This window comes from Streptomyces lothianensis, from assembly GCF_047779955.1.
In the GTDB taxonomy this organism is placed as follows: Bacteria; Actinomycetota; Actinomycetes; order Streptomycetales; family Streptomycetaceae; genus Streptomyces.
Genome location: NZ_JBLMKT010000024.1, coordinates 1 through 24041, shown reverse-complemented (window position 1 = coordinate 24041; position 24041 = coordinate 1). Strand labels below are relative to the sequence as shown.

Sequence of the window (24041 nt, the reverse complement as noted above, 5' to 3'; positions counted from 1 at the left end):
CACCCTACGCAGCCCCCGAAGATCCCGGAGAGCTACGGGCAAAGCTAAATGTCAGCGCCACGCGGTAGCGTCATGGCATGAGCTACCCGATGCCGGGGCCCGGGCACGAGGCCCCCTCGGACGACCAGGTGCCCGCGCCGCCCGCGGCCGACGTGCCCGGACCCCTTGCGACTGACGTGCCCGAGCACCCTGCGGCCGACGCGCCCGAGCCTTCCGCGGCCGAGGCACCCGATCCCCAGGCGCCCGATCCCCGGGCGCCCGATCCTCACGCACCCCGCCCGCTCGGCGTGCCGCGCACCCTCACCGGGCACGCCGAGGTGGACGCCGGGCTCGAGCGGCTCGGCGATGTGGACCACCTCGCCACCGACGGGCACACCGAGGTGTACGAGGATGTGCACGGGCGCCTGCGCGACACCCTGACCGCACTCGACGCCCGCCAGGGACCACCCGCCCCGGGCCGGGGACCGTCCACCGCCCGGCCGCCCATGCCCGGCGGCGCCCCCGCACGACCGTACGACCACAGGAGCTGAACCGAACGTGGCAGGAGTGGCACGCCGCCGCCTCGACGCCGAACTCGTCCGCCGCAAGCTGGCACGCTCGCGCGAGCACGCCAGCCAGCTGATCGCCGCGGGCCGCGTCACCGTCGGCCGCAATGTCGCGAGCAAGCCCGCCACCCAGGTGGAGACCGCAGCGGCCATCGTGGTCGCCGCCGACGCCGGCGATCCCGACTACGTCTCGCGCGGCGGACACAAACTCGCGGGCGCCTTCGCGGCCTTCGTCCCGCAGGGCCTGGCCGTCGAGGGCCGCCGCGCCCTCGACGCCGGCGCCTCCACGGGCGGCTTCACGGACGTGCTGCTGCGCGCGGGCGCCGCCCAAGTGGTGGCCGTGGACGTCGGCTACGGGCAGCTCGCCTGGTCCCTGCAGAGCGACGACCGGGTCACCGTCAAGGACCGTACGAACGTACGGGAGTTGACGCTCGAATCCGTCGACGGACAACCCGTCGACCTGGTCGTCGGCGACCTGTCCTTCATCCCCCTCGGCCTGGTGCTGCCCGCCCTCGTACGGGTGGCGGCGCCCGGCGCCGACCTCGTCCTGATGGTGAAGCCGCAGTTCGAGGTCGGCAAGGAACGGCTCGGCAGCGGCGGCGTCGTCCGCAGCCCCGAACTGCGCGCCGAAGCCGTGCGCGCGGTGGCCGGGCAGGCCTGGCAACTCGGTTACGGGGTGCGGGGCGTGACGGCGAGCCCGCTGCCCGGACCGTCCGGAAACGTCGAGTACTTTCTGTGGCTCAAGGCCGGTGCACCAAAGCTGGACCCGGCCGATGTGGAGCGAGCGGTGGCGGAGGGACCCAGTTGACGAGCCAGAGCCAGACAGCTTTTGCGGGCAGGGCAGGGGCACAGCGCGCGGTCTTCCTGCTCGCGCACACCGGCCGTCCGGCGGCCATCCGCAGCGCCGAACTCGTCGTCCAGGGACTGCTGCGCTGCGGCCTCGGGGTGCGGGTCCTCGCGGACGAGGCCGCCGATCTGCCGCTGCCGCCCGAGGTCGAAGTGGTCGCCGAGGCCACTCCCGAGGCGCTCGACGGCTGCGAGCTCCTGATCGTCCTCGGCGGCGACGGGACGCTGCTGCGCGGCGCCGAGTTCGCGCGCGCCTCCGGCGTGCCGATGCTCGGTGTCAACCTCGGACGCGTCGGCTTCCTCGCCGAGGCCGAGCGCGATGACCTCGACAAGGTCGTCGACCGCGTGGTCACCCGGGCGTACGAGGTCGAGGAGCGGATGACGCTGGACGTCCGGGTCCGCTCGAACGGCACCGTCGTCCACACGGACTGGGCGCTGAACGAGGCGGCCGTGCAGAAGGTGTCCCCTGAGCGGATGCTCGAGGTCGTCCTGGAGATCGACGGGCGGCCCGTCAGCGGCTTCGGCTGCGACGGCATCGTCTGCGCCACTCCCACCGGGTCCACGGCCTATGCCTTCTCGGCGGGCGGCCCCGTGGTGTGGCCCGAGGTGGAGGCGCTCCTGATGGTGCCGATCAGCGCACACGCCCTGTTCGCCAAGCCGTTGGTCACCTCGCCGTCCTCGGTGCTCGCGGTGGAGGTCCAGTCGGACGCGCCGCACGGGGTGCTGTGGTGCGACGGGCGGCGCACCGTGGAGCTGCCGACGGCGGCCCGCGTGGAGGTCCGCCGTGGCGCCGTCCCGGTCCGCCTGGCCCGCCTCCACCACGCCTCCTTCACGGACCGCCTCGTCGCGAAGTTCGCGCTGCCCGTCTCGGGGTGGCGGGGGGCACCCCAGTAGACGGATTGGCGGGCCCCGTCGCACCGAGTGCCCCGGACCTCGTAAGGTCGTGTCCGTGTTGGAGGAGATGCGGATACGGTCGCTCGGAGTCATCGACGACGCGGTGGTCGAGCTGTCACCCGGCTTCACCGCGGTCACCGGTGAGACCGGCGCCGGCAAGACCATGGTCGTCACCAGCCTGGGCCTGCTGCTCGGCGGTCGCGCCGACGCCGCCCTCGTACGGATCGGCGCCAAGTCGGCCGTCGTGGAGGGCCGGGTCAAGGTGCCCGCCGAGGCGTCCGCCGTGGTGCGGGCCGAGGAGGCCGGGGCCGAACTCGACGACGGGGCGTTGCTGATCAGCCGTACTGTCTCCGCCGAGGGGCGCTCACGCGCGCACCTCGGCGGGCGCAGCGTGCCCGTGGGACTGCTCGGTGAGCTGGCCGACGACCTGGTGGCCGTGCACGGCCAGACCGACCAGCAGGGGCTGCTCAAACCCGCCCGGCAGCGGCAGGCACTCGACCGGTACGCCGGGGACGCGGTCGCCGTGCCGCTCGCCAAGTACACCGCCGCCTACCGCCGCTTCCGCGCCGTCGACACCGAACTCGAGGAGATCACCACCCGGGCCCGCGAGCGCGCCCAGGAGGCCGATCTGCTGCGCTTCGGCATCGAGGAGATCGCCGGCGTGGAACCACGGGCCGGCGAGGACGTGGAGCTGGCCGCCGAGGCCGAGCGCCTCGGTCACGCCGAGGCCCTGGCCTCCGCCGCGACCGCCGCGCACAGCGCGCTCGCCGGTAACCCCGAGGATCCGGAGGGCGTCGATGCCACGCTCCTGGTCGGCGGCGCACAGCGCGCCCTGGACGCCGTACGCGCGCACGATCCCGCGCTCGCGGCCCTGGGCGAGCGGATCGGCGAGATCGGCATCCTGCTCTCCGACGTCGCCGGCGAGCTCGCCGGATACGCCGACGACCTCGACGCCGATCCGCTGCGGCTCGCGGCCGTCGAGGAGCGCCGCGCCGCCCTCGCCCAGCTCACCCGCAAGTACGGCGAGACCATCGACGCCGTGCTCGCCTGGGCCGAGGACAGCGCCACCCGGCTGACCGAACTCGAAGGCGACGACGAGCGGATCGGCGAACTCACCGCCGAACGTGACGCCCTGCGCGGCGAACTCGCGGGCCTCGCCCAGGCGTTGACCGATGCGCGCGGAGAGGCCGCCGAACGCTTCGCCGCCGCCGTCACCGCCGAACTCGCCTCCCTCGCGATGCCGCACGCCCGCGTCAGCATCGCCATAGGCCAGAGCGAGGACCCGTCCGGCATCGAGGTCGGCGGCCGCGCCGTCGCCTACGGGCCCTCCGGCGTCGACGAGGTCGAGCTGCTGCTGGCTCCCCATCCCGGCGCGCCGCCGCGGCCCATCGCGAAGGGTGCCTCCGGGGGTGAGCTCTCGCGGGTCATGCTCGCCGTCGAGGTGGTCTTCGCCGGTTCCGACCCCGTACCGACGTACCTCTTCGACGAGGTCGACGCGGGCGTCGGCGGCAAGGCGGCCGTCGAGGTCGGGCGCCGCCTGGCGCGGCTCGCGCGTTCCGCGCAGGTCGTCGTCGTCACCCATCTGCCGCAGGTCGCGGCCTTCGCCGACCGGCAGCTCCTGGTCGAGAAGACCAACGACGGATCGGTGACACGCTCGGGTGTGAAGGTGCTCGAAGGCGAGGAACGCGTCCGGGAGTTGTCCCGGATGCTCGCGGGCCAGGAGGATTCCGAGACGGCCCGCGCGCACGCGGAGGAACTGCTCGCCGCGGCCCGCGTCGAGAGCTGAGGGCGCACGATCCGGAGCCGGGGGCGCGCGTCGAGCGGTGACGGGCGGCGCGCGCCGGGGGCCGACCGGCGGCACGTGCCGAAAGCCGTCCGCCGGCGCGTCGGGAGCTGCCCGGCGGCACGTCACGCTCACCCGTGTGGGTGGTCCCCGCGTGCGGCCTGCCGCCGCCGCCCCGGGTGTTGCCGCCGGGCGGTGCCGGAACGTGCGTACGGGCTGGCATCCTTGGCGGAGCACTGGGGCCGGTCCGGCGGGACGGGCCCTGAAGGCGTGCGCCGGCCGGGCCGCGTACGCCGGCCCGACTGAAGGGCCTTCCACGCCGATTCGGGAGCACCAGCCACGTGAGCCAGCCGAGCAGCCAGCCGCAGCAGGGCAGGACCCTGCTGCGTACCGTGCAGGTGCTCGGCGGCGGCAGCGCAGGCAGCTCCGTGCACGTCCGCTCGCTGACCGGCGGCCTGGTCGCGCGCGGCGTCCGGGTCACGGTGTGCGCGCCCGCCGGGCTCGACGAGCGCTACGGATTCACCGCGGCCGGGGCGCGGTTCGTGCCGGTGCCGCGGCGCGCCGATCCGGTCTCGGTGGCGGCGCTGCGGGCGGTGTGCGACGAGGCCGATCTGGTGCACGCCCACGGGTTGCACGCGGCCGTACGGTCCTCGCTGGCCCGGCCCGCACACGACAGCCGGCGCGTGCCGCTGGTGGTGACCTGGCACACCCGGGCCCATGCGGACGGGCCGCGGGCCCGGCTGTCCGGGTTCGTCGAGCGGCGGGCGGCGAGGGCGGCGAGCGTGGTGCTCGCCACTTCCTCGGAGCTCGTGGATCGTGCGCGCAGCCGCGGGGCGCGCGATGCCCGGCTCGCGCCGATCGCGTTCCCCGCGCCCGAGCGGCCGCCCGCGCCGGGACACGACGATCCGGACCGGCTCAAGCACAAGGTTCGGGCCGAACTGGGCGCGGAGGACCGGCCGTTGCTGCTCGCCGTCGGCTCCCTGGAGCGGCACCGGGGCTACGAGGGGCTGCTCGACGCCGCACGGAGCTGGCTGCGCCTCGATCCCGTACCGCTGCTGGTGGTGGCGGGCGAAGGTCCCGAACGTGCGGCGCTGCAGCGGCGGATCGAGGACGAAGGGCTCCGGGTCCGGCTCGTCGGACGGCGCGACGATGTGCCCGAGCTGCTCACGGCCGCCGATGTGGCGCTGCTGCCCAGCCGTTGGGAGTCGCGGTCGGTGCTCGCGCACGAGGCGCTGCACGCGGGCGTGCCGCTGGTGGCGACCGCCGTCGGGGGAGTCCCGGAGCTGGTCGGGGACGCGGCGGAACTTGTGCCCTACGGGGACGCGCGGGCGCTCGCCTCGGCGGTCGAGGGCCTGCTCGCGGATCCCGGGCGGCGGGCGGCGCTGCGGGAGCGCGGGCTGGTGCAGGCGGCGGGGTGGCCGACGGAGGATGAGACGGTGGCGCAGGTGCTGAGTGTCTATGACGAGTTGACGCTGGGGCGCTGAGGGTTCGCCCTCGGGTACGGGGTGGGGGTCAGCGGCTGCCCACCAGCCGCCGTGCCCGCAGCGCCAGGCTCAGGGCCAGGACCGTCTGCGGGTCGTCCAGGTCCGTGCCCAGGAGTTCCGCGATGCGGGCCAGGCGGTTGTAGAGCGTCTGGCGGTTCAGGTGCAGCTCGCGGGCCGTCTCCGCCTTGCGGCCCGCGTGCGTGAGGTAAGCGGACAGCGTGGGCAGGAGCGGCGGCTTCGAGCGGGCGTCGTGCTCGATGAGCGGCCCGATCGCACGGTCCACGAAGGCCGCGAGATCGGGGTGTTCGCGCAGCCGCCACAGAAGCAGTTCCGTATCGAGGCGCCGGGCGTCGTACCAGGGCCGGTCGGACAGGCCCTGCGCCGCCGTCGCCGTCTCGGCCGCGTGCCGCAGCCCCGCCGAGGCGGCCACCCAGCCGCCCGCGACCCCGACCACGACCACGGGCGCGCGCTCCGCCGCCTTCAGCCCCGCCCGTTCGACTCCGGCCCGCAGCGCCGCGGCCACCCGGTCGGCCACCGCCGTACGTTCGGATTCCGCGCGCAGCCCGAGCAGCAGCGGCACCCGGCCCTCCACCGGGCGTACGCCCACGAGCACCGGCACCCCCACGGAGGCCAGCTCCTCCGCCACGGCCCGCGCCAGCGCCGCCCAGCCGCCGCCGGGCGCGAAGGCGAGCGTGTCGTCGGGCAGCCGCATCACGACGGGCAGCAGCGGCCCCTCGCCGGGCTTGAAGCCAAGCACCCGGGCCTGGGCGGGCGCGTCCTGTGCGGTGATCCGGCCTTCGGCGAGATCGGTCAGGAAGTCGCCGCGCCCACGGGCCGCCAGCTCCTCCTCCTGACGCGCCTGCATCAGGACCACCGCGAGGATCCCCGCCGCACGCTCCGCCGCGATCCGGTGTACGGGAAGCAGCGGCCCGCCCACCCCGAGCAGCGCGATCCGCGCCCGTACGGAACCGGGAGCCGATCCCGCACCGGCGGGCGCACCCGAGCCGCCCACCCCGGAGGACCCGCTCACCCCGGCGGACGCACCCGCACCGCCAGGGCCGCCGCCGGGCACGTCCACGAGCACTGCGTTCGCGGGCGCCCCCGTCTCCTTGGACCGGCCGCGCAGCCCCTCCCAGACCTGCAGCGGGTCCACGCCCGCGGTGCCCGGTCCGGCCGCGTACAGGAGCTGGCCGTCGGCGGTCTCCAGGAAGACCGGGTTCGCCGTGAAGTCCGCGAGGATCGACAGGACCTGCGGCACCCCGCCCCCGCCGAGCAGCGCCCGTGTGCAGCGGCGGTGCACCTCCTCGGCCTGCTGCAGGAGCGCGTAGTGCCCGTTGACGATCTCGGTGTGCACCTCTTCGGTGACCGTCACGAACGGCACCTCGCGGTGCAGCTGTACGAGGGGCAGTCCGGCCGTACGCGCGGCCTCCACGAGCGCCGTGGGCAGCCGGGCGAAGCGCGGGCCGAGTTCGACCACGAGCGCGGCGATCTGCCGCTCGGCCAGTTTCCGTACGAAGGCACGCTGCTCGGCCGGGCGGGAACCGAGGCCGAGCCCGGTGGTGAGCAGCAGCTCGCCGCCCTTGAGCAGGGAGGCGATATTGGGCACCTCGCCCGCGTGCACCCAGCGCACCGTGCGCTGCAGCCGCTCCGCCCCGACGACGACCTCGGGCAGGCCGCTGCGCAGCCCGGGCAGTTCGAGCGCGCGCCTGACCGTGATCCCGCCGCCTTCGGCGGGCCCCTGCATGTTCATCCCCGGGACGCTACAGCCCAGGTCAGCGCCACGTAAACGCCCGGCTCGTACGCGTACCCGTCCGGCCCCTACGCGTACCCGCCCGGCCCCTACGCGTACGAGCCCGGCCCGGGCCCGTGCACACCCCGCCCGGCCGGGGGCTCACCCGCCGTACGCCCCCGAAGCCGTCAGCCTCAGTGCCGTGTCGATCAGGGGCACATGGCTGAAGGCCTGCGGGAAGTTCCCCACCTGGCGCTGCAGCCGCGGATCCCACTCCTCCGCCAGCAGACCCACGTCGTTGCGCAGCGAGAGCAGCTTCTCGAAGAGTTTGCGGGCCTCGTCGACCCGGCCGATCATCGCGAGATCGTCCGCGAGCCAGAACGAGCAGGCGAGGAAGGCGCCCTCGTCGCCTTCGAGCCCGTCCACGCCCGCATCGCCCCCGGCGGTCGGATAGCGCAGCACGAAGCCGTCCTCCGTGGACAGCTCGCGCTGGATCGCCTCGATGGTGCCGACCACCCGCTTGTCGTCCGGCGGCAGAAAGCCGACCTGCGGGATCACGAGCAGGGAGGCGTCGAGTTCCTTCGAGCCGTAGGACTGCGTGAAGGTGTTCCGCTCCGGGTCGTAGCCCTTCTCGCAGACATCGCGGTGGATGTCGTCGCGCAGCTCGCGCCACTGCTCCAGCGGGCCGTCCGCGTCCCCGGACTCGATCAGCCTGATGGTGCGGTCGACCGCGACCCAGGCCATCACCTTGGAGTGCACGAAGTGCCTGCGCGGTCCGCGCACCTCCCAGATGCCCTCGTCGGGCTGGTCCCAGTGGGTCGCCAGATAGCGGATGAGCTTGAGCTGGAGCAGCGAGGCGTAGTCGTTGCGCGCGAGGCCGGTCATATGCGCGAGGTGGAGCGCCTCGGTGACCTCGCCGTAGACGTCGAGCTGCAGCTGGTGTGCGGCGCCGTTGCCGACCCGTACGGGCTGGGATCCCTCATAGCCGGGCAGCCAGTCCAACTCGCTCTCGCCGAGCTCGCGTTCCCCGGCGATCCCGTACATGATCTGCAGGTTCTCCGGGTCGCCCGCCACCGCGCGCAGCAGCCACTCGCGCCAGGCGCGGGCCTCATCGCGGTAGCCGGTGCGCAGCAGCGAGGAGAGGGTGATGGCGGCATCGCGCAGCCAGGTGAAGCGGTAGTCCCAGTTGCGGCCGCCACCGACGTCCTCGGGCAGTGAGGTGGTGGGGGCGGCGACGATGCCGCCGGTCGGCGCGTAGGTCAGCGCCTTGAGCGTGATCAGGGAGCGGATCACGGCCTCGCGGTAGGGCCCCACATACGTGCAGTGCTCGACCCACGACCGCCAGAACTCGGCGGTCGCCGCGAGGGCGTCCACCGGCTCGGGCACCGGCGGCGCCTCCTTGTGCGAGGGCTGCCAGCTGAGAGTGAACGCGATCCGGTCGCCGGGACCGACGGTGAAGTCCGAGTACGTCGTCAGGTCCTTGCCGAAGGTCTCGGTGGGGGTGTCGAGCCATACGGAGTCGGGGCCCGCGACGGCCACCGTCCGCCCGTCGACCTTGTGCACCCACGGCACGATCCGCCCGTACGAGAACCGCATCCGCAGCGCGGAGCGCATCGGCACCCGGCCGCTGACGCCCTCGACGATCCGGATCAGCTGGGGTGCGCCGTCGCGCGGCGGCATGAAGTCGGTGACCTTGACGGTGCCGCGCCGGGTGTCCCATTCGGACTCCAGGATGAGCGAGTCACCGCGGTAGGAACGGCGGTCGGCGGGTGGCGGACGGTCCTCGGCCTCGTGCGCGGGGCCGAGCCGCCAGAAGCCGTGGTCCTCGGTGCCGAGCAGGCCCGCGAAGACCGCGTGCGAGTCGAAACGGGGCAGGCACAGCCAGTCCAGCGAGCCGTCTCTGCAGACCAGCGCCGCGGTCTGCATGTCCCCGATGAGTGCGTAATCCTCGATGCGCCCGGCCACGTGCAATCTCCAGTCGAACGGCCACTTCCGCCCCTCTCGGGGCGCTTGCGTTGCAGTCAAGGGTCGTTGACGAGCTTCACTGCTGCGTCAGGCAACGTTTGCCCGTCGCGCAAGCGTTGCCTGACGCAGCACTGGGGTCCGGGAGCGGGCGGGATGGTGCCGTTTGCCGGCCGGCTCGCAGCGTGTTCCGAGCAGGATACGCGCACACTAATGATCTGTCCGGGGGTGGAGGCAAAGCGCTACGGCCGAACGGGTGAGGAGGCTTTAAAAGCCCGTGACGCCCGTGATGTCGGGTAAGTCCAGTCAACTGGCTTCCTGTACGGGCCGTCAACCCACGGCCACGGAACGTGCGCTGCCGGCGAGTGTGGCGGAGGGGCCGCGGGGTGGCCGGAAGCAGGCTCCCCGTGTCGCTGATACCCTGGTAGCCCGTGGACCGGTGGTCGGCTGCAAGCAGTCAGGGCCCCCGAACCGCAGCGACGGCACCTCCCCTCCCGCACCGGCGGAGAGACCGGGAGCGGCCGGTACGCACACCACTTCGCGACCACGGGAGCCCCCTCTTGGCCATGCCGCCCAAAGCCACGACGACCAAGCACATCTTCGTCACCGGGGGTGTCGCCTCCTCCCTCGGCAAGGGCCTCACGGCCTCCAGTCTGGGTGCGCTCCTGAAGGCCCGGGGTCTTCGGGTCACGATGCAGAAGCTCGACCCGTACCTGAACGTCGACCCGGGCACGATGAACCCGTTCCAGCACGGCGAGGTGTTCGTCACCAACGACGGTGCCGAGACCGACCTGGACATCGGCCACTACGAGCGCTTCCTCGACGTCGACCTCGACGGCTCGGCCAACGTCACCACCGGCCAGGTCTACTCCTCGGTCATCGCCAAGGAGCGCCGCGGCGAGTACCTCGGCGACACCGTGCAGGTCATCCCGCACATCACCAACGAGATCAAGCACCGCATCCGCCGCATGGCCACCGACGACGTCGACGTCGTCATCACGGAGGTCGGCGGCACGGTCGGCGACATCGAGTCGCTGCCGTTCCTGGAGACCGTCCGCCAGGTCCGCCACGAGGTCGGCCGGGACAACGTCTTCGTCGTGCACATCTCGCTGCTGCCCTACATCGGCCCCTCCGGCGAGCTGAAGACCAAGCCGACCCAGCACAGCGTGGCCGCGCTGCGCAACATCGGTATCCAGCCGGATGCGATCGTGCTGCGCGCCGACCGCGAGGTGCCGACCTCCATCAAGCGCAAGATCTCGCTGATGTGCGATGTCGACGAGGCCGCGGTGGTCGCCGCGATCGACGCCAAGTCGATCTACGACATCCCGAAGGTGCTGCACTCCGAGGGCCTCGACGCGTACGTCGTACGCAAGCTGGACCTGCCGTTCCGCGATGTGAACTGGACCCAGTGGGACGACCTGCTCGACCGGGTGCACAACCCCGACCACGAGGTCACCATCGCGCTGGTCGGCAAGTACATCGACCTGCCCGACGCCTACCTCTCGGTCACCGAGGCGCTGCGCGCCGGCGGCTTCGCCAACAAGGCCCGGGTCAAGGTCAAGTGGGTCACCTCCGACGACTGCCGGACCCCGGCGGGCGCGGCCGAGCAGCTCGGCGACGTGGACGCGATCTGCATCCCGGGCGGCTTCGGCGACCGCGGCGTCAACGGCAAGGTCGGCGCCATCACCTACGCCCGCGAGAACAAGATCCCGCTGCTCGGCCTCTGCCTCGGCCTGCAGTGCATCGTGATCGAGGCCGCGCGCAACCTCGCCGACATCCCGGACGCCAACTCCACCGAGTTCGACTCCGCCACCGCGCACCCGGTCATCTCCACGATGGCCGAGCAGCTCGACATCGTCGCCGGTGAGGGCGACATGGGCGGCACCATGCGGCTCGGCATGTACCCGGCGAAGCTCGCCGAGGGCTCCATCGTCCGGGAGACCTACGACGGCAAGGAGTACGTCGAGGAGCGCCACCGCCACCGCTACGAGGTGAACAACGCCTACCGCGCGGACCTGGAGAAGAAGGCCGGGATCCAGTTCTCCGGCACCTCCCCGGACAACAAGCTCGTCGAGTACGTCGAGTACCCGCGCGAGATCCACCCCTACCTGGTCGCCACCCAGGCGCACCCCGAACTGCGCTCGCGTCCGACCCGCCCGCACCCGCTCTTCGCGGGCCTGGCGAAGGCGGCGGTCGAGCGGCAGCAGGGGCTGCGCAAGGGCGGCAAGTCCGGCAAGTAGGAGTGGTGAGTCCGGCAGGCGGGCGGTGTCCGGTCTGATCCGCCGGACACCTGCTTGATCCGCAGGCGATACGGTTGCCGGGGTACGGGCCTCTCGCGAGGCGCGTGCCCCGGTTTCTGCTGGTGAGGGCTTGTGGGAGGACCTATGACGATCAAGGACACCGTCGAGGAGTGGCGTGTCACCGCCACAGAGACGCCCTTCAGCGGCAAGAAGACCAGCGTCCGCAGTGACGAAGTGGTCATGCCGGACGGCTCCGTCGCACGCCGTGACTACCAGGTCCACCCCGGCTCCGTGGCCGTGCTCGCCCTCGACGACCTCGGCCGGGTCCTGGTGATCCGTCAGTACCGCCACCCCGTGCGCCGCAAGCTCTGGGAGCTCCCGGCCGGACTCCTCGACGTGCCCGGCGAGAACCCGCTGCATGCCGCACAGCGCGAACTGTACGAGGAGGCGCACGTCAAGGCCGAGGACTGGCGCGTGCTCGTCGACGTCTACACCACGCCCGGCGGCAGCGACGAAGCCGTACGGGTGTTCCTCGCACGGGATCTCTCCGAGGCCGAGGGCAAGCGCTTCGAAGTGGCCGATGAAGAGGCCGACATGGAGGTGCGGCGGGTACCGCTCGACGAGGTGGTCCGTGGCGTGTTCGCCGGCGAGCTGCAGAACAACTTCCTGATGACGGGTGTCTTTTCGCTGCTCGCCGCAGAGCGGGGCGAAGGCCTCGACGCGCTGCGGCCCGCGGAGGCACCCTGGCCGGCCCGCCCGTTCGAGGCCTGAGTCCCCTTCCTCGCAAGAGGCCTCTGCGGTGTGACCATCGGCTGATCCGATCGGGTGATATGCCCGCCGCGCTCCTCGGATTTCGTCACGATGCGTGAACTACGCTCGATGACGACGGAGTGCGCCGGTGCCGACACCGGTGTGTCCGTCTCTTCCCCGGCCGCAGCCGCGGTCGTGGCGGTGCGGCTGGACGGGAGCATGGCCCGTGACGGATCAGGCGGTGGACGGCTCCGCTGCGGAGCGGTTCGAGGCTTCGGTGTCGGAGCGCGGCGAGGACGAGTTCGAGGGCAGGGGCCGGGAGTTCGTCGGCCGGCAGCGGGAGCTCAAGGAACTGCGCGCCGACATCGAGCGCACCGGGCTCGACACCCTGGCCGGGAAGAAGCCGCCCCGCGCCCGCGTCCTGCTGATCGCGGGCCGCCCCGGCAGCGGACGCACCGCACTCGCCGAGGAACTGGCCGGGCAGCTCGCCGACCGTTACGCGGACGGTGTGCTGCGCACCCGGCTCACCGAACCCGACGGAAGCCGGGTGCCGACCGAGCGCACCGCGCGTGAACTCCTTCATGCCCTCGACTTCCCGGCCACCCCCGGTGCCGACGAGGACGACCTCGCCGAATCCCTGCGGACCGCGCTCTCCGTACGCAGGGTGCTCCTCATCCTGGACGGCGCGGCCGATGCCGAGCAGGTCGAACCCCTGCTCCCCGACGCACCGGAATGTCTGGTCGTCGCCACCGCCGAGGGGCCGCTCACCGGGATCGCGGATGTCCGCCCCTGCGCCCTCGGCGGTCTCGACACCAAGTCCGCACTCGACCTGCTCAGCGGCTGCACCGGATCGGTGCGCATCACCGTCGACCCGCGGGCCGCCGAATCCCTCGCCGAGCTCTGCGCCCACCAGCCCGCCGCCCTGGTGCTCGCCGGCGGCTGGCTCGGCGCGCGGCCCAAGGCCTCCGTCGCCGAGCTCGGCAAGGCGCTGCGCCAGGTGCCCGAGGACGAGACCGGCGCAAGGGACCCGCTCGCCCGCGTCTTCCGTTTCGTCTACGAGTCGCTGCCCTCGCCCTCCGCCCGGATACTGCGACTGCTCAGCCTCGCGCCCGCCGGGCTCGCCGATGCGCACACCGCCTCCGCGCTCGCCGGCTGCTCGGTCTCCGGGGCCCGTACGACTCTGGAGGACTTCGCCGCCCTCGGGCTGCTGCGGCCCGTCGGCGCGGCCGGTGAGCAGTACGAGGTGCCGGGTGCCCTGCACCCGCTGCTCAGGGCGCTCACCCAGGCACAGGACCGGCCGGCCGAGGTGCAGCTCGCCCGGGCCCGGATGCTGGAGCGGACCGTACGGCTGCTGCAGTCCTGCCGTGCGGTCACCGAACCCGACGGTTCACCGGCCCGCAAGCGGCTCGCCGGACTGCCCCGCGCCCTGCGCTTTCCGCAGCCCGCGGCCGCCGCCGAATGGCTGCGGACCCGGCAGGGCGCGCTGCTCGCCGCCGCGCGGCTCGCGGTGGCCGACGGCGAACTCGACACCCTTGCCCGGCGGTTGATGGCCGCGCTCACCCGCGCCCTGGTCGCCCACCGCGGCGCCGAGGGGGCCGCGGCCGAGCTCTACGGAATCCACGGTCTGGTCCTGGACGTGGCCGAGCGGGGCTCGCTGCCCCGCGAGAAGGCCGCGGCCCTCCTCAACCTCGCCGACCTGGACGCGCAGACCGGCCGCACCCGGGAGGCGCTCGCCCGCTACCGGGCCGCCCTGGACACCGCGCGGGCGGCCTCGGACCCGTATGCCGCCGGGCGCGCGATGGAGTCCATCGGCGGCGCCTACCAGGAGCTGGGGGACTGGCAGCGGGCTGCCGACTGGTTCGGGCGCGCCCTTGCCCAGCGCCTCGCGCGCGGTGAGCGGGCCGATGCGACCCGGCTCTACGGGCGGCTCGGCACCGCCCACACCTATGCCGGCCGGTACGGCGAGGCGCTGCGCAACTGGCGCTCGGCCGCGGCAGGCCATCGCAAGGAGGGCGATCTGCCCGCGTACGCCAGGGCGCTCAGCGAGATCGCCCGGGTCCAGGAGTACGCGGGGCGGCCCGAGGAGTCGCTGCGCACCTGTCAGGAGGCCGTCGAGCTGGCCCGCAAGGCCGCGGACGTACGGCTGCAGGCCGCGCTGCATGTGCGGCTCGCGGACACGCTGGACCGACTGGGGGACACCGCGGCGGCCGGACTGCACCGGACTGCCGCGGAGCGCATGCTGGGAGAAGAGCTCCACGGAGCGCGGTAGCGCGAGGGCCCGAAGCAGCGTTGTGGGCAGCGTGAGCCAATGGCCTACGAAATCCGCAGTGCATCAAGAGCAGATTGAAGCTTTCAAAGGCTAGACAGCGCGACATCCTTCATTAGACTGGATCCGCCGCCTACCCCCGCGGCCACGGCCCGCTGCGCTGTCTGCGTCCGGGTTGTATGTCTATGCCCGTGTTTTCCAGAGTCAAGGACCGTGATCGACGATGAAGGTCGGCATCCCCCGCGAGGTCAAGAACAACGAGTTCCGGGTGGCGATCACCCCCGCCGGCGTGCACGAGCTGGTGCGCCACGGCCACCAGGTCGTCATCGAGCACGATGCAGGCGTCGGCTCCTCGATCACCGACGAGGAGTACATCGCCGCGGGCGCGACGATCCTGCCGACCGCCGACGAGGTCTGGGCCACCGCCGATCTGCTCCTCAAGGTCAAGGAGCCGATCGCGGAGGAGTACCACCGTCTGCGCAAGGACCAGACGCTCTTCACCTACCTGCACCTCGCCGCCTCCAAGGAGTGCACCGACGCGCTCCTGGAGTCCGGCACCACCGCCATCGCCTACGAGACGGTCGAGACCGCGAACCGCGCCCTGCCGCTGCTCGCCCCCATGTCCGAGGTCGCGGGCCGCCTCGCCCCGCAGGTCGGCGCCTACCACCTGATGGCCTCCGCGGGCGGCCGCGGTGTGCTGCCGGGCGGCGTGCCCGGCACCCACCCGGGCAAGGCCGTCGTCATCGGCGGCGGTGTGTCCGGCTGGAACGCCACGCAGATCGCCGTGGGCCTGGGCTTCCACGTCACCCTGCTCGACCGTGACGTCAACAAGCTGCGCGAGGCCGACAGGATCTTCGGCACCAAGGTGAAGGCGATCATGTCCAACGCCTACGAGCTCGAGAAGGCCGTGCTCGAGGCCGACCTCGTGATCGGTGCCGTGCTGATCCCCGGTGCCAAGGCGCCGAAGCTGGTCACCAACGAGCTGGTCTCCCGGATGAAGCCCGGAAGTGTCCTTGTCGACATCGCCATCGACCAGGGCGGCTGCTTCGAGGACTCGCACCCGACCACCCACGCCGAGCCGACCTTCAAGGTGCACGACTCGGTCTTCTACTGCGTGGCCAACATGCCGGGCGCGGTGCCCAACACCTCGACCTACGCGCTCACCAACGCGACGATGCCGTACATCGTCGAACTCGCCAACCGAGGCTGGGCCGAGGCGCTGCGCCGTGACCCAGCGCTCGCGCTCGGCCTCAACACCCACGACGGCAAGGTCGTTTACGGCCCCGTCGCCGAGGCGCACGGCATGGAGCACGTCGAGCTGAGCACGCTGCTCGGCTGAATCCGGGGCACTCCCGGCCGAACCGGCCGCGTTTCGCGGCCAGTCGGTCAACCCCGCGCGTCAACCTGACGACGACGGCCGGACCTTGTTCGCAAGGTCCGGCCGTCTGTGTGTCCCGTCACGTTCGGGCGGGAGGAGCAACTCGCCTCGAACGTAACGGTTCAACCGATTCGCGCACCTGTGAACCCCACGGCGTGGCCTCTGTACGCCCCAGGTCCACCCTTGACAGGCTGCTGTTCCTTTGCCGACACATCGTGCCGGGTCCGGCGGATTGTGTTGCTGCGGACCGGTGACACGCCATAGAGTCGCCAACCGTCGGCATGGTGTCACGCTGACCTATCGATAAATGTTCCTGGTCACCCAAGGAGGTAAGACGACTTGTGAATGAGTCGACATTTACTCCCGGGGGTGGCCAACCAGGAATGTCTGCGCAGGGATCGGTCCCCCCGGGATCCGGAACTGTCACCGCCGCCGGGGCAGTCGGCTCAGTGGCCGTACGCACCTTCGCCGAGCGGCAGAACACACAGCAGAGCCTCCCCCCGCAGAGTCTGAACGCCCACCAGAGCATGGATGGCCATCAAGTGAACGCCATGGCCGGCGACCGGAGTGGTGAGACCCCGACGCATTTCGCCGATTACGACGAACTGCCCGAGGGGCACTTCTACGACCCCGACGCCGAGTACGAGCCCGACCCCGAGTACGCGGCCACGCTGGCCCCGGACGCTGCCCGCCAGCGCCGGGAGCGCATCGGCCCGACCGGGCGGCCGCTGCCGTACTTCCCGATCCCGGGTCCGCTGACGGACCACGGGCCCGCGAAGATCATCGCGATGTGCAACCAGAAGGGCGGCGTCGGCAAGACCACGTCGACCATCAACCTGGGCGCGGCACTTGCCGAGTACGGACGCCGCGTGCTGCTCGTCGACTTCGACCCGCAGGGCGCGCTCTCGGTCGGACTCGGCGTCAATCCGATGGAGCTCGACCTCACCGTCTACAACCTGCTCATGGAGCGGGGCATGGCAGCTGACGAGGTGCTCCTGAAGACCGCGGTCCCCAACATGGACCTGCTGCCGAGCAATATCGACCTGTCGGCCGCGGAGGTCCAGCTGGTCAGCGAGGTGGCCCGGGAGTCCACGCTGCAGCGCGCGCTCAAGCCGCTGATGCAGGACTACGACTACATCGTGATCGACTGTCAGCCCTCCCTCGGTCTGCTGACCGTGAACGCGCTGACCGCCGCGCACAAGGTGATCGTGCCGCTCGAATGCGAGTTCTTCGCGCTGCGCGGTGTCGCGCTGCTCACCGAGACGATCGAAAAGGTGCAGGAACGTCTCAACCCCGAGCTGGAGTTGGACGGCATCCTCGCCACGATGTACGACTCGCGTACGGTGCACAGCCGTGAGGTGCTCGCGCGCGTCGTCGAGGCCTTCGACGAACACGTCTACCACACGGTCATCGGGCGCACGGTCCGCTTCCCGGAGACCACGGTCGCCGGTGAGCCGATCACCACGTACGCCTCCAACTCCGTTGGTGCCGCCGCCTACCGTCAGCTCGCCAGGGAGGTGCTCGCCCGGTGTCACGCCGAGTGAGTCTGCCCGGGGCCGACGAACTGTTCCGTACGACCGGGGGCATGGCGCTGCAGTCCTCCTCGCCGCGCAAGCAGGCGAACGGCGAGCCGCGGGTGCCCGCGCCCGCCGGGGAGAGCGATGCGGCGGCCGCGGCAGCCGGCTCCCAGGAGGCCGAGCACACGGCCGCCGAGGCGGAGTCGCGGACGGCCTCGCGGACGCGCTCCGAGGACGAGCAGGGCGCCGAGGACGGCACGCGCGCCAAGCGGCGCGCCGCGCCGGAGGCGGCTTCCGGCGGGCAGCAGCCCGGTCCCGTCGCGGCGTCCTCCGCCCCCTCGCAGCCGGCGGCCTCCGCGCGCAAGCGGGCGCGGGCGGCGCGGCGGCCCAGCGGGCGTGAGCGGCACGACGAGAAGATCACCGTGTACGTCTCCGCCGAGGAGCTGATGGACCTCGAACATGCGCGGCTCGTGCTGCGCGGCGAGCACGGGCTCGCGGTGGACCGCGGGCGGATCGTGCGCGAGGCGGTCGCCGTGGTGCTGGCCGATCTGGAGTCCCGGGGCGACGCGAGCATTCTGGTGCGGCGGCTGCGGGGGCGCTGAGCCTCGGGTGACCGTCGCTGTGGCGGTTGGTGGCGGTCTGTAGTGGTTGGTGGAGGTCCGTGACGGTTCGTGGCGGCTTGCGGTACGGCGTCCGAGGGCGCCGCTCGCCGGGGCGGTAGCCTGCGGTCTGCCCTTGCGGCCCCGCCCAGCCTCCCGCCGTACCTTGGACGACGATGACCGACGCCCCGACCACCCCACCGCCTCGCCGCGGCCGCCGTCTGCTGGGGCGGGGGCCCGAGGCGGGGCCCGCGCCGGGCGCGGGTTCGGCTCCGTCGGTCCCGGACGCGGGTTCCGTGGCACGGGCGGGCGCCGGTGAAGCCGTGGCCGAGGCGGTCGTTTCCGCCGCCCAGCCCTCTCCTGAGACCGGCGGCCTGCCCCCGGGCCTCGGAGATGGAGAGCAGGCCGAGACGGTCGATTCGGTCGATTCGGTCGAGGCGACCGAGGCAGCCCAGGAGCAGCCGGAGAACGGTGGCACGGGCCAGGAGGGTGCCGGACCCCCTGCCGGCGACGGCAGGTTCAAGGTGCGGCTCGCCAACTTCGAGGGTCCCTTCGACCTGCTCCTCCAGCTCATCGCCAAGCACAAGCTCGATGTCACCGAGGTCGCGCTCTCCAAGGTCACCGACGAGTTCATGGCGCATATCCGGGCCATGGGCGCGGACTGGGATCTCGACCAGACCACCGAGTTCCTCGTCGTCGCCGCCACGCTGCTCGACCTCAAGGCCGCCCGGCTGCTGCCCTCCGCCGAGGTGGAGGACGAGGGCGACCTCGCGCTGCTGGAAGCCCGCGACCTGCTGTTCGCGCGCCTGCTCCAGTACCGCGCGTACAAACAGATCGCCGAGATCTTCAGCGGCCGGCTCGAGGGCGAGGCGCGCCGGTACCCGCGGACCGTCGGACTCGAACCGCACCACGCCGACCTGCTGCCCGAGGTCGTCATCCGCATCGGCGCCGAGGGCTTCGCGAAGCTCGCCGTGAAGGCGATGCAGCCCAAGCCCAAGCCGCAGGTGTACGTCGAGCACATCCACGCCCCGCTGGTCTCCGTACAGGAGCAGGCGCAGATCGTGGTGGCGCGCCTGCGCGAGGCGGGTCAGGCGAGCTTCCGGGAGCTGGTCGGTGACACCGACGACACCCTGACCGTCGTGGCCCGCTTCCTGTCCCTCCTGGAGCTCTACCGCGAGAAGGCGGTGGCGCTGGAGCAGGACGAGGCGCTCGGCGAGCTCCGCGTGCGCTGGACCGGAGCGGACGGGGCGGAGTCCCTGGTCACGGACGAGTTCGACCGGGGGCCTGAGCTTCCCGACGACAAGGCCGTCAGCAAGACCGCGGGTAGGACCGCGGGCAAGGCGGGCAGCGCCGACAGCTCGGTGGACAGCACGGACAGCGCGGCGGACAGCACCGACAGCGCGGCGGACAGCACCGACAGCAAGGAGAAGGTGTGAGCACCCCCGAAGAGAGTCCCGCCGGCCTCCTGGACGTCGCCGCGCTCGACCTGAGGCCCGCGCTCGAAGCGGTGCTGATGGTCGTCGACGAGCCCGTCACCGAGGAGCATCTCGCCAAGATCCTCGACCGGCCGCGGCGCGCGATCGCCGATGCGCTGCGCGAACTGGCCGACGAGTACACGGTGCAGCGCCGCGGCTTCGAGCTGCGCCTCATCGCCGGAGGCTGGCGTTTCTACACCCGCCCCGAGTACGCGGCGGCCGTGGAGCGCTTCGTCCTGGACGGCCAGCAGGCCCGCCTCACCCAGGCGGCCCTGGAGACCCTCGCGGTCGTCGCGTACCGGCAGCCGGTCAGCCGTTCACGGGTTTCCGCGGTACGCGGCGTGAACTGCGACGGCGTGATGCGCACCCTCCTGCAGCGGGGCCTCGTCGAGGAGGCGGGCACGGAACCCGAAACAGGTGCGATCCTGTACAGGACGACGAACTACTTCCTGGAGCGGATGGGCCTGCGTGGCCTGGACGAGCTCCCGGAGCTCGCGCCCTTCCTGCCCGAGGCGGAGGCGATCGAGGCCGAGACCCAGGAGGCGGTCCCGTCGTTCGACCCGGATGAACCGGATACCGACGAAGGCGACAAGACGGAACTTTGATGCGTAGCAACGGCAGGAACAGCGGAAACAACGGCGGGAGCCGTGGTGGCAACAGCGGTGGCCGTGGCAAGTCAAGCAGCGGCGGCCGCGGCAACTACCGCGGTGCCGGCAACAACCGCGACGAACGACAGGGCGGACAGGGCGGACAGGGCGGCGGCGCGGGCCGTCCGCGCAAGCCGCGCCCCGAGGAGCGCCGCTACGACGTGAGCCCCGGCGACGGCACGGCGGGCGCGCGCAGCGGCCGCGGTGCCTCCGCGCGCGGCGGCGCCAAGGGCGGGCCGCGCGGTCCGCAGGGCGGCCGCGGCTCGCAGGGCGGGCGCGGCGGGCGCACCGAGCGCTCGTACTCGCGCGAGTACGAGACGCGCCAGGAGGAGCGGAACAGGGAGCGGTACGCGGGCCGCAAGGACGTGAAGCTCCCCAAGACCTTCCCGGGCGCCGAGCAGGAGGGCGAGCGCCTGCAGAAGGTGCTCGCGCGCGCCGGCTACGGTTCGCGCCGCGCCTGCGAGGAGCTGATCGACGAGGCGCGGGTCGAGGTCAACGGCGAGATCGTCCTCGAACAGGGTCTGCGCGTGCAGCCCGAGAAGGACGAGATCAAGGTCGACGGCCTGACCGTGGCCACCCAGTCGTACCAGTTCTTCGCGCTCAACAAGCCGGCCGGAGTCGTCTCCACGATGGAGGACCCGGACGGCCGTCAGTGCCTGGGCGACTATGTGCAGAACCGCGAGACGCGGCTCTTCCACGTGGGCCGCCTCGACACCGAGACCGAGGGCATCCTGCTGCTCACCAACCACGGTGAGCTGGCGCACCGCCTCACGCACCCGCGCTACGGCGTGAAGAAGACGTACCTGGCGGCCATCACGGGCCCGCTGCCGCGGGAGATCGGCAAGATGCTCAAGGACGGCATCCAGTTGGAGGACGGCTACGCGCGGGCTGACCACTTCCGGGTCGTGCAGCAGACCGGCAAGAACTACCTGGTCGAGGTCACGCTGCACGAGGGCCGCAAGCACATCGTGCGCCGGATGCTGGCCGAGGCGGGCTTCCCGGTCGAGAAGCTGGTGCGCACGCACTTCGGGCCGATCGGCCTCGGCGACCAGAAGTCCGGCTGGCTGCGCAGGCTCAGCAACACGGAGGTCGGGATGCTGATGCGCGAGGTCGATCTGTAGACGTCACGCGTCCCGTGGTGAGACGGCCGGCCCTTCGGGGCCGGCCGTTTTACGTGCCCGCAGGCACCCCGGTTCTCCTTCTTGTGCCCGCGCACACCCGGGTTTATAGTCAGGTCGACTATTAAAAAGGGGGGTAGGGGAATGAACTCGCACGCACTGCAGGGCTACGACCCCCACGCCTTCGAACCCTTCGCCGTCACCGTCGACCTCGCGGTCTTCACCGTGCGCGAAGGCGTACTGCAGGTGCTGCTCGTCGAACGCGGCCAGGAGCCGTATGCCGGGCGCTGGGCGCTGCCCGGCGGCTTCGTGCTGCCGCGCGAGTCCGCGGAGACGGCCGCCCGGCGGGAGCTCGCCGAGGAGACCGGCCTCGTCGACACCACCGGCCTGCATCTGGAGCAGCTGCGGACCTACAGCGCACCCGACCGCGACCCCCGGATGCGCGTCGTGTCCGTCGCCTTCGCCGCGCTCGGCCCGGACCTGCCCGAGCCGCGCGGCGGCGGGGACGCGGCACAGGCACGGTGGCAGCCGTTCGCCGGCACCGGCGTACGGGCGCTGGCCTTCGACCACGACCGGATCCTCGCCGACGCCTACGACCGCATCGGCGCCAAGTTCGAGTACAGCTGCCTCGCGACCTCCTTCTGCCCGCCCGAGTTCACCCTCGGCGAGCTGCAGCAGGTCTACGAGACCGTCTGGGGCACCGCCCTCGACCGGCCCAACTTCCGCCGCAAGGTCCTCGCCACCCCCGGTTTCGTGGAGCCCACGGGCGGGGCGGCCCGCCTGACGGGCGGGCGCGGCAAGCCCGCCGCGCTCTACCGGGCGGGGGACGCGAGCGCCCTCCACCCGCCTCTGCTGAGGCCCACACCCGCCCCTGTCGCGCCTTCGGAAGGACGTACACCGTGAACCACTCCGTGCAGCAGGCCGCCACCGGATCACTCATCGGGCTCGCGCTGGGCGATGCGCTCGGATTCCCCACGGAATTCAAGAACGTGCCCCGCATCCTCGCCGACCACGGGCCGTGGCGCTCGCTCGAACTGCCCAAGCCCGCGCTCGTCACCGACGACACCCAGATGACGCTCGCGCTCGGGCATGGGCTGCGCACGGCCATGGACCGCGGGCTCCTCGGGCCCGCCCGGATGGAGCACGCCGTACGGCCCGAGTTCGTCGAGTGGTACCACTCGCCCGAGAACAACCGGGCCCCCGGACGGACCTGCATGGTCGCCTGCCGGATGCTGGACAGCGACCGTCCCTGGCAGGAGGCCAGCCAGATCGGCTCCAAGGGCTGCGGTGCGAACATGCGCGTGGCGCCGGTCGGGCTCGTACCCGGCCTGAGCGAGGAACAGCGGGCCGGGGCGGCGCAGCTGCAGTCCGCGCTCACCCACGGGCACCCCACGGCCCTCGCGGCCTCCGACCTCACCGCACGCGCCGTGCACCTCCTCGCGCAGGGCGCGGAGCCCGCGGGACTGGTCGGGCTGCTGCGCTCGTACGCCCTGGAGAACCGGTCCGTCTACCACACGCGCTGGCTCGGCGACCTGTGGACGCGCAGCCACGACCCGAGCCCCGAGCACTTCATCGAGCGCGGCTGGGACGAGTGCCTGGCCATGCTCTCGGGACTCGCCGAGGCCGTGCGCTCGGCGAACGAGGAGACGGACCCCTGCCTGGCGGTGGGCGAGGGCTGGATCGCCGAGGAGGCACTCGCCGCGGGCCTGTTGTGCTTCCTGCTCTTCCCGGCGGACCCGGTGACGGCGCTCCGCCGCGCGGCGGTCACCTCCGGCGACTCGGACTCGATCGCCTGCCTGGCGGGCGCTTTCGCCGGGGCGCACCTGGGGGCTTCGTGCTGGCCCTCGGAGTGGGCGGACCGTATCGAATACCACGGTGAGCTGATGGGGCTCGGGGCGCTCTGGGACGTGTGAGGCCGCGTTCCTCAACCGCGGATCGGGCCAGGGGGCGTCACCGGCCTCGCCGAGCGGCGGCGGACGCGGAAGAGGAAGTCCTCGATCCCTGCCGTGTCCGGTGCGTCGGGGAGCGGGGACCTCGTGAGCGCCGCGTCCGATTGCTCGGCGAGGGTGGTCATCCGGTTCTGGAGCTCCGGCCAGGAGACCTCGCCGCGCTTCACGGCCAGGAGGTCCTCGCGGGACTCGCCGACGTCGATGACGAGCTCTCCCGTACGGAGCAGTTCGCGGCAGGACATCAGGAGGCGCAGCAGGTGCATCGCGTGCTTCCAGCGCGGGGCGCCATGGATGCGGACATCCGCTTCGAGCTTCTTGCGCTGGCTCAGGGCATAGCGCGTGAAGGTCTCGTGCGCCTGGCGGGAGAGGAACGCCCCGCGGAGCGAGAGCAGCTCGCGGCCGGTGGCGTCGATGTGCTCGACGAGCGGGGAGTGCAGGCACTCCAGGATGTTGGGATTGGCGCGCAGGGCCAGTTCGCAGAAGCGCTCCAGTTCCCAGGAGAACTGTTCCTCCCGTGGGCCCTCGACGTGTGTCGGCGGCTTGCGGAAGTGCCAGAAGAGCGGGGTCGGGGCGAGGAACACGCCCCGGCGGTCCGTATCGCTGGTGTCCGTCGCCAGGCCGAAGGCGCGTGAGCCCATCACACAGGAGTAGACCGTGTGGTCACGGACCAGGAGTGTGGGGTCCTGTGCCACGGCCGTGTGCTCAACGGGCGGGCCTGCGCGGCGGTCCTCGGGATGATCCTCAGGGCTGGGCATGGCCGGAGGCTACGTGAGACGGGGCGATCGCTCGGGGGAATTTCCGCTCGCCTTGCGGCCTTGCGGCCTTGCGGCCTTGCGGCCTTGCGGCCTTGCGGCCTTGC

Annotated in this window: 19 protein-coding genes; 16 read left to right on the top strand and 3 right to left on the bottom strand. The window is 72.3% G+C overall.

Going from position 1 to position 24041, the window contains the following annotated elements; translation table 11 throughout:
- The first annotated feature begins 176 nt into the window (after window positions 1–176).
- From ACLF6P_RS07075 to ACLF6P_RS07055, 5 genes are all read left to right on the top strand, one after another.
- Window positions 177–530: a hypothetical protein gene (locus ACLF6P_RS07075; RefSeq protein WP_415948963.1), complete on the top strand. Its 354-nt coding sequence runs from the start codon at window positions 177–179 to the stop codon at window positions 528–530.
- A gap of 7 nt (window positions 531–537) precedes the next feature.
- Window positions 538–1353 (top strand): TlyA family RNA methyltransferase, encoded by an 816-nt coding sequence (locus ACLF6P_RS07070; RefSeq protein WP_415948957.1) that lies wholly within the window; start codon window positions 538–540, stop codon window positions 1351–1353.
- The gene (locus ACLF6P_RS07065) at window positions 1350–2285 is read left to right on the top strand and encodes an NAD kinase (RefSeq protein ID WP_415948955.1); all 936 of its coding nucleotides are present in this window, start codon (window positions 1350–1352) and stop codon (window positions 2283–2285) included. Before ACLF6P_RS07070 ends, ACLF6P_RS07065 begins: the two co-directional genes overlap by 4 nt.
- 67 nt (window positions 2286–2352) lie before the next feature.
- On the top strand, window positions 2353–4071 hold the full coding sequence (gene recN, locus ACLF6P_RS07060) for a DNA repair protein RecN (RefSeq protein WP_415948961.1): 1719 nt from the start codon (window positions 2353–2355) through the stop codon (window positions 4069–4071).
- 338 nt (window positions 4072–4409) lie between these two features.
- Complete coding sequence (locus ACLF6P_RS07055) at window positions 4410–5552, top strand: glycosyltransferase family 4 protein (protein WP_415948954.1); 1143 nt, start codon at window positions 4410–4412, stop codon at window positions 5550–5552.
- 28 nt (window positions 5553–5580) lie between these two features.
- On the opposite strand, the gene ACLF6P_RS07050 is transcribed toward ACLF6P_RS07055, so the two are convergent.
- Window positions 5581–7302: a PucR family transcriptional regulator gene (locus ACLF6P_RS07050; RefSeq protein ID WP_415948953.1), complete on the bottom strand. Its 1722-nt coding sequence runs from the start codon at window positions 7300–7302 to the stop codon at window positions 5581–5583.
- Window positions 7303–7443: 141 nt separating this feature from the next.
- Window positions 7444–9246, bottom strand: coding sequence for a glycoside hydrolase family 15 protein (locus ACLF6P_RS07045; protein WP_415948951.1), 1803 nt, complete (start codon window positions 9244–9246; stop codon window positions 7444–7446).
- Between the two features lie 563 nt (window positions 9247–9809).
- Between ACLF6P_RS07045 and ACLF6P_RS07040 the strand changes: the two genes are divergently transcribed.
- The 11 genes from ACLF6P_RS07040 to ACLF6P_RS06990 all read left to right on the top strand — a co-directional run bounded on the left by ACLF6P_RS07040 (window position 9810) and on the right by ACLF6P_RS06990 (window position 23146).
- The gene (locus ACLF6P_RS07040; protein ID WP_415948950.1) at window positions 9810–11483 is read left to right on the top strand and encodes a CTP synthase; all 1674 of its coding nucleotides are present in this window, start codon (window positions 9810–9812) and stop codon (window positions 11481–11483) included.
- Window positions 11484–11627: 144 nt separating this feature from the next.
- Window positions 11628–12254 carry an NUDIX domain-containing protein gene (locus ACLF6P_RS07035; protein ID WP_415948948.1) on the top strand — a complete coding sequence of 209 codons (627 nt, stop codon included), beginning with the start codon at window positions 11628–11630 and terminating at the stop codon, window positions 12252–12254.
- 256 nt (window positions 12255–12510) lie between these two features.
- Window positions 12511–14502 carry a tetratricopeptide repeat protein gene (locus tag ACLF6P_RS07030; protein WP_415948959.1) on the top strand — a complete coding sequence of 664 codons (1992 nt, stop codon included), beginning with the start codon at window positions 12511–12513 and terminating at the stop codon, window positions 14500–14502.
- A gap of 220 nt (window positions 14503–14722) precedes the next feature.
- A complete protein-coding gene (gene ald / locus ACLF6P_RS07025; protein ID WP_415948947.1) occupies window positions 14723–15838 on the top strand; it encodes an alanine dehydrogenase in 1116 nt (371 codons plus the stop codon).
- A gap of 422 nt (window positions 15839–16260) precedes the next feature.
- Window positions 16261–17421: a ParA family protein gene (locus ACLF6P_RS07020; protein WP_415948946.1), complete on the top strand. Its 1161-nt coding sequence runs from the start codon at window positions 16261–16263 to the stop codon at window positions 17419–17421.
- Complete coding sequence (locus tag ACLF6P_RS07015; RefSeq protein ID WP_415948945.1) at window positions 17406–17996, top strand: hypothetical protein; 591 nt, start codon at window positions 17406–17408, stop codon at window positions 17994–17996. The genes ACLF6P_RS07020 and ACLF6P_RS07015 overlap by 16 nt, the downstream gene beginning before the upstream one ends.
- 173 nt (window positions 17997–18169) lie before the next feature.
- A complete protein-coding gene (locus ACLF6P_RS07010; protein ID WP_415948944.1) occupies window positions 18170–19429 on the top strand; it encodes a segregation and condensation protein A in 1260 nt (419 codons plus the stop codon).
- Window positions 19426–20073, top strand: a complete 648-nt coding sequence (gene scpB, locus ACLF6P_RS07005) for an SMC-Scp complex subunit ScpB (protein ID WP_415948942.1) — start codon at window positions 19426–19428, stop codon at window positions 20071–20073. The genes ACLF6P_RS07010 and scpB overlap by 4 nt, the downstream gene beginning before the upstream one ends.
- A complete protein-coding gene (locus ACLF6P_RS07000; RefSeq protein ID WP_415948941.1) occupies window positions 20070–21236 on the top strand; it encodes a pseudouridine synthase in 1167 nt (388 codons plus the stop codon). The genes scpB and ACLF6P_RS07000 overlap by 4 nt, the downstream gene beginning before the upstream one ends.
- A gap of 141 nt (window positions 21237–21377) precedes the next feature.
- The gene (locus ACLF6P_RS06995; protein WP_415948940.1) at window positions 21378–22136 is read left to right on the top strand and encodes an NUDIX hydrolase; all 759 of its coding nucleotides are present in this window, start codon (window positions 21378–21380) and stop codon (window positions 22134–22136) included.
- A complete protein-coding gene (locus tag ACLF6P_RS06990) occupies window positions 22133–23146 on the top strand; it encodes an ADP-ribosylglycohydrolase family protein (RefSeq protein WP_415948938.1) in 1014 nt (337 codons plus the stop codon). The genes ACLF6P_RS06995 and ACLF6P_RS06990 overlap by 4 nt, the downstream gene beginning before the upstream one ends.
- An 11-nt stretch (window positions 23147–23157) precedes the next feature.
- Here the strand turns inward: ACLF6P_RS06990 and ACLF6P_RS06985 are convergent, their stop codons facing one another.
- Window positions 23158–23937: a nucleotidyltransferase domain-containing protein gene (locus tag ACLF6P_RS06985; RefSeq protein ID WP_415948937.1), complete on the bottom strand. Its 780-nt coding sequence runs from the start codon at window positions 23935–23937 to the stop codon at window positions 23158–23160.
- Between the last annotated feature and the right edge of the window lie 104 nt (window positions 23938–24041).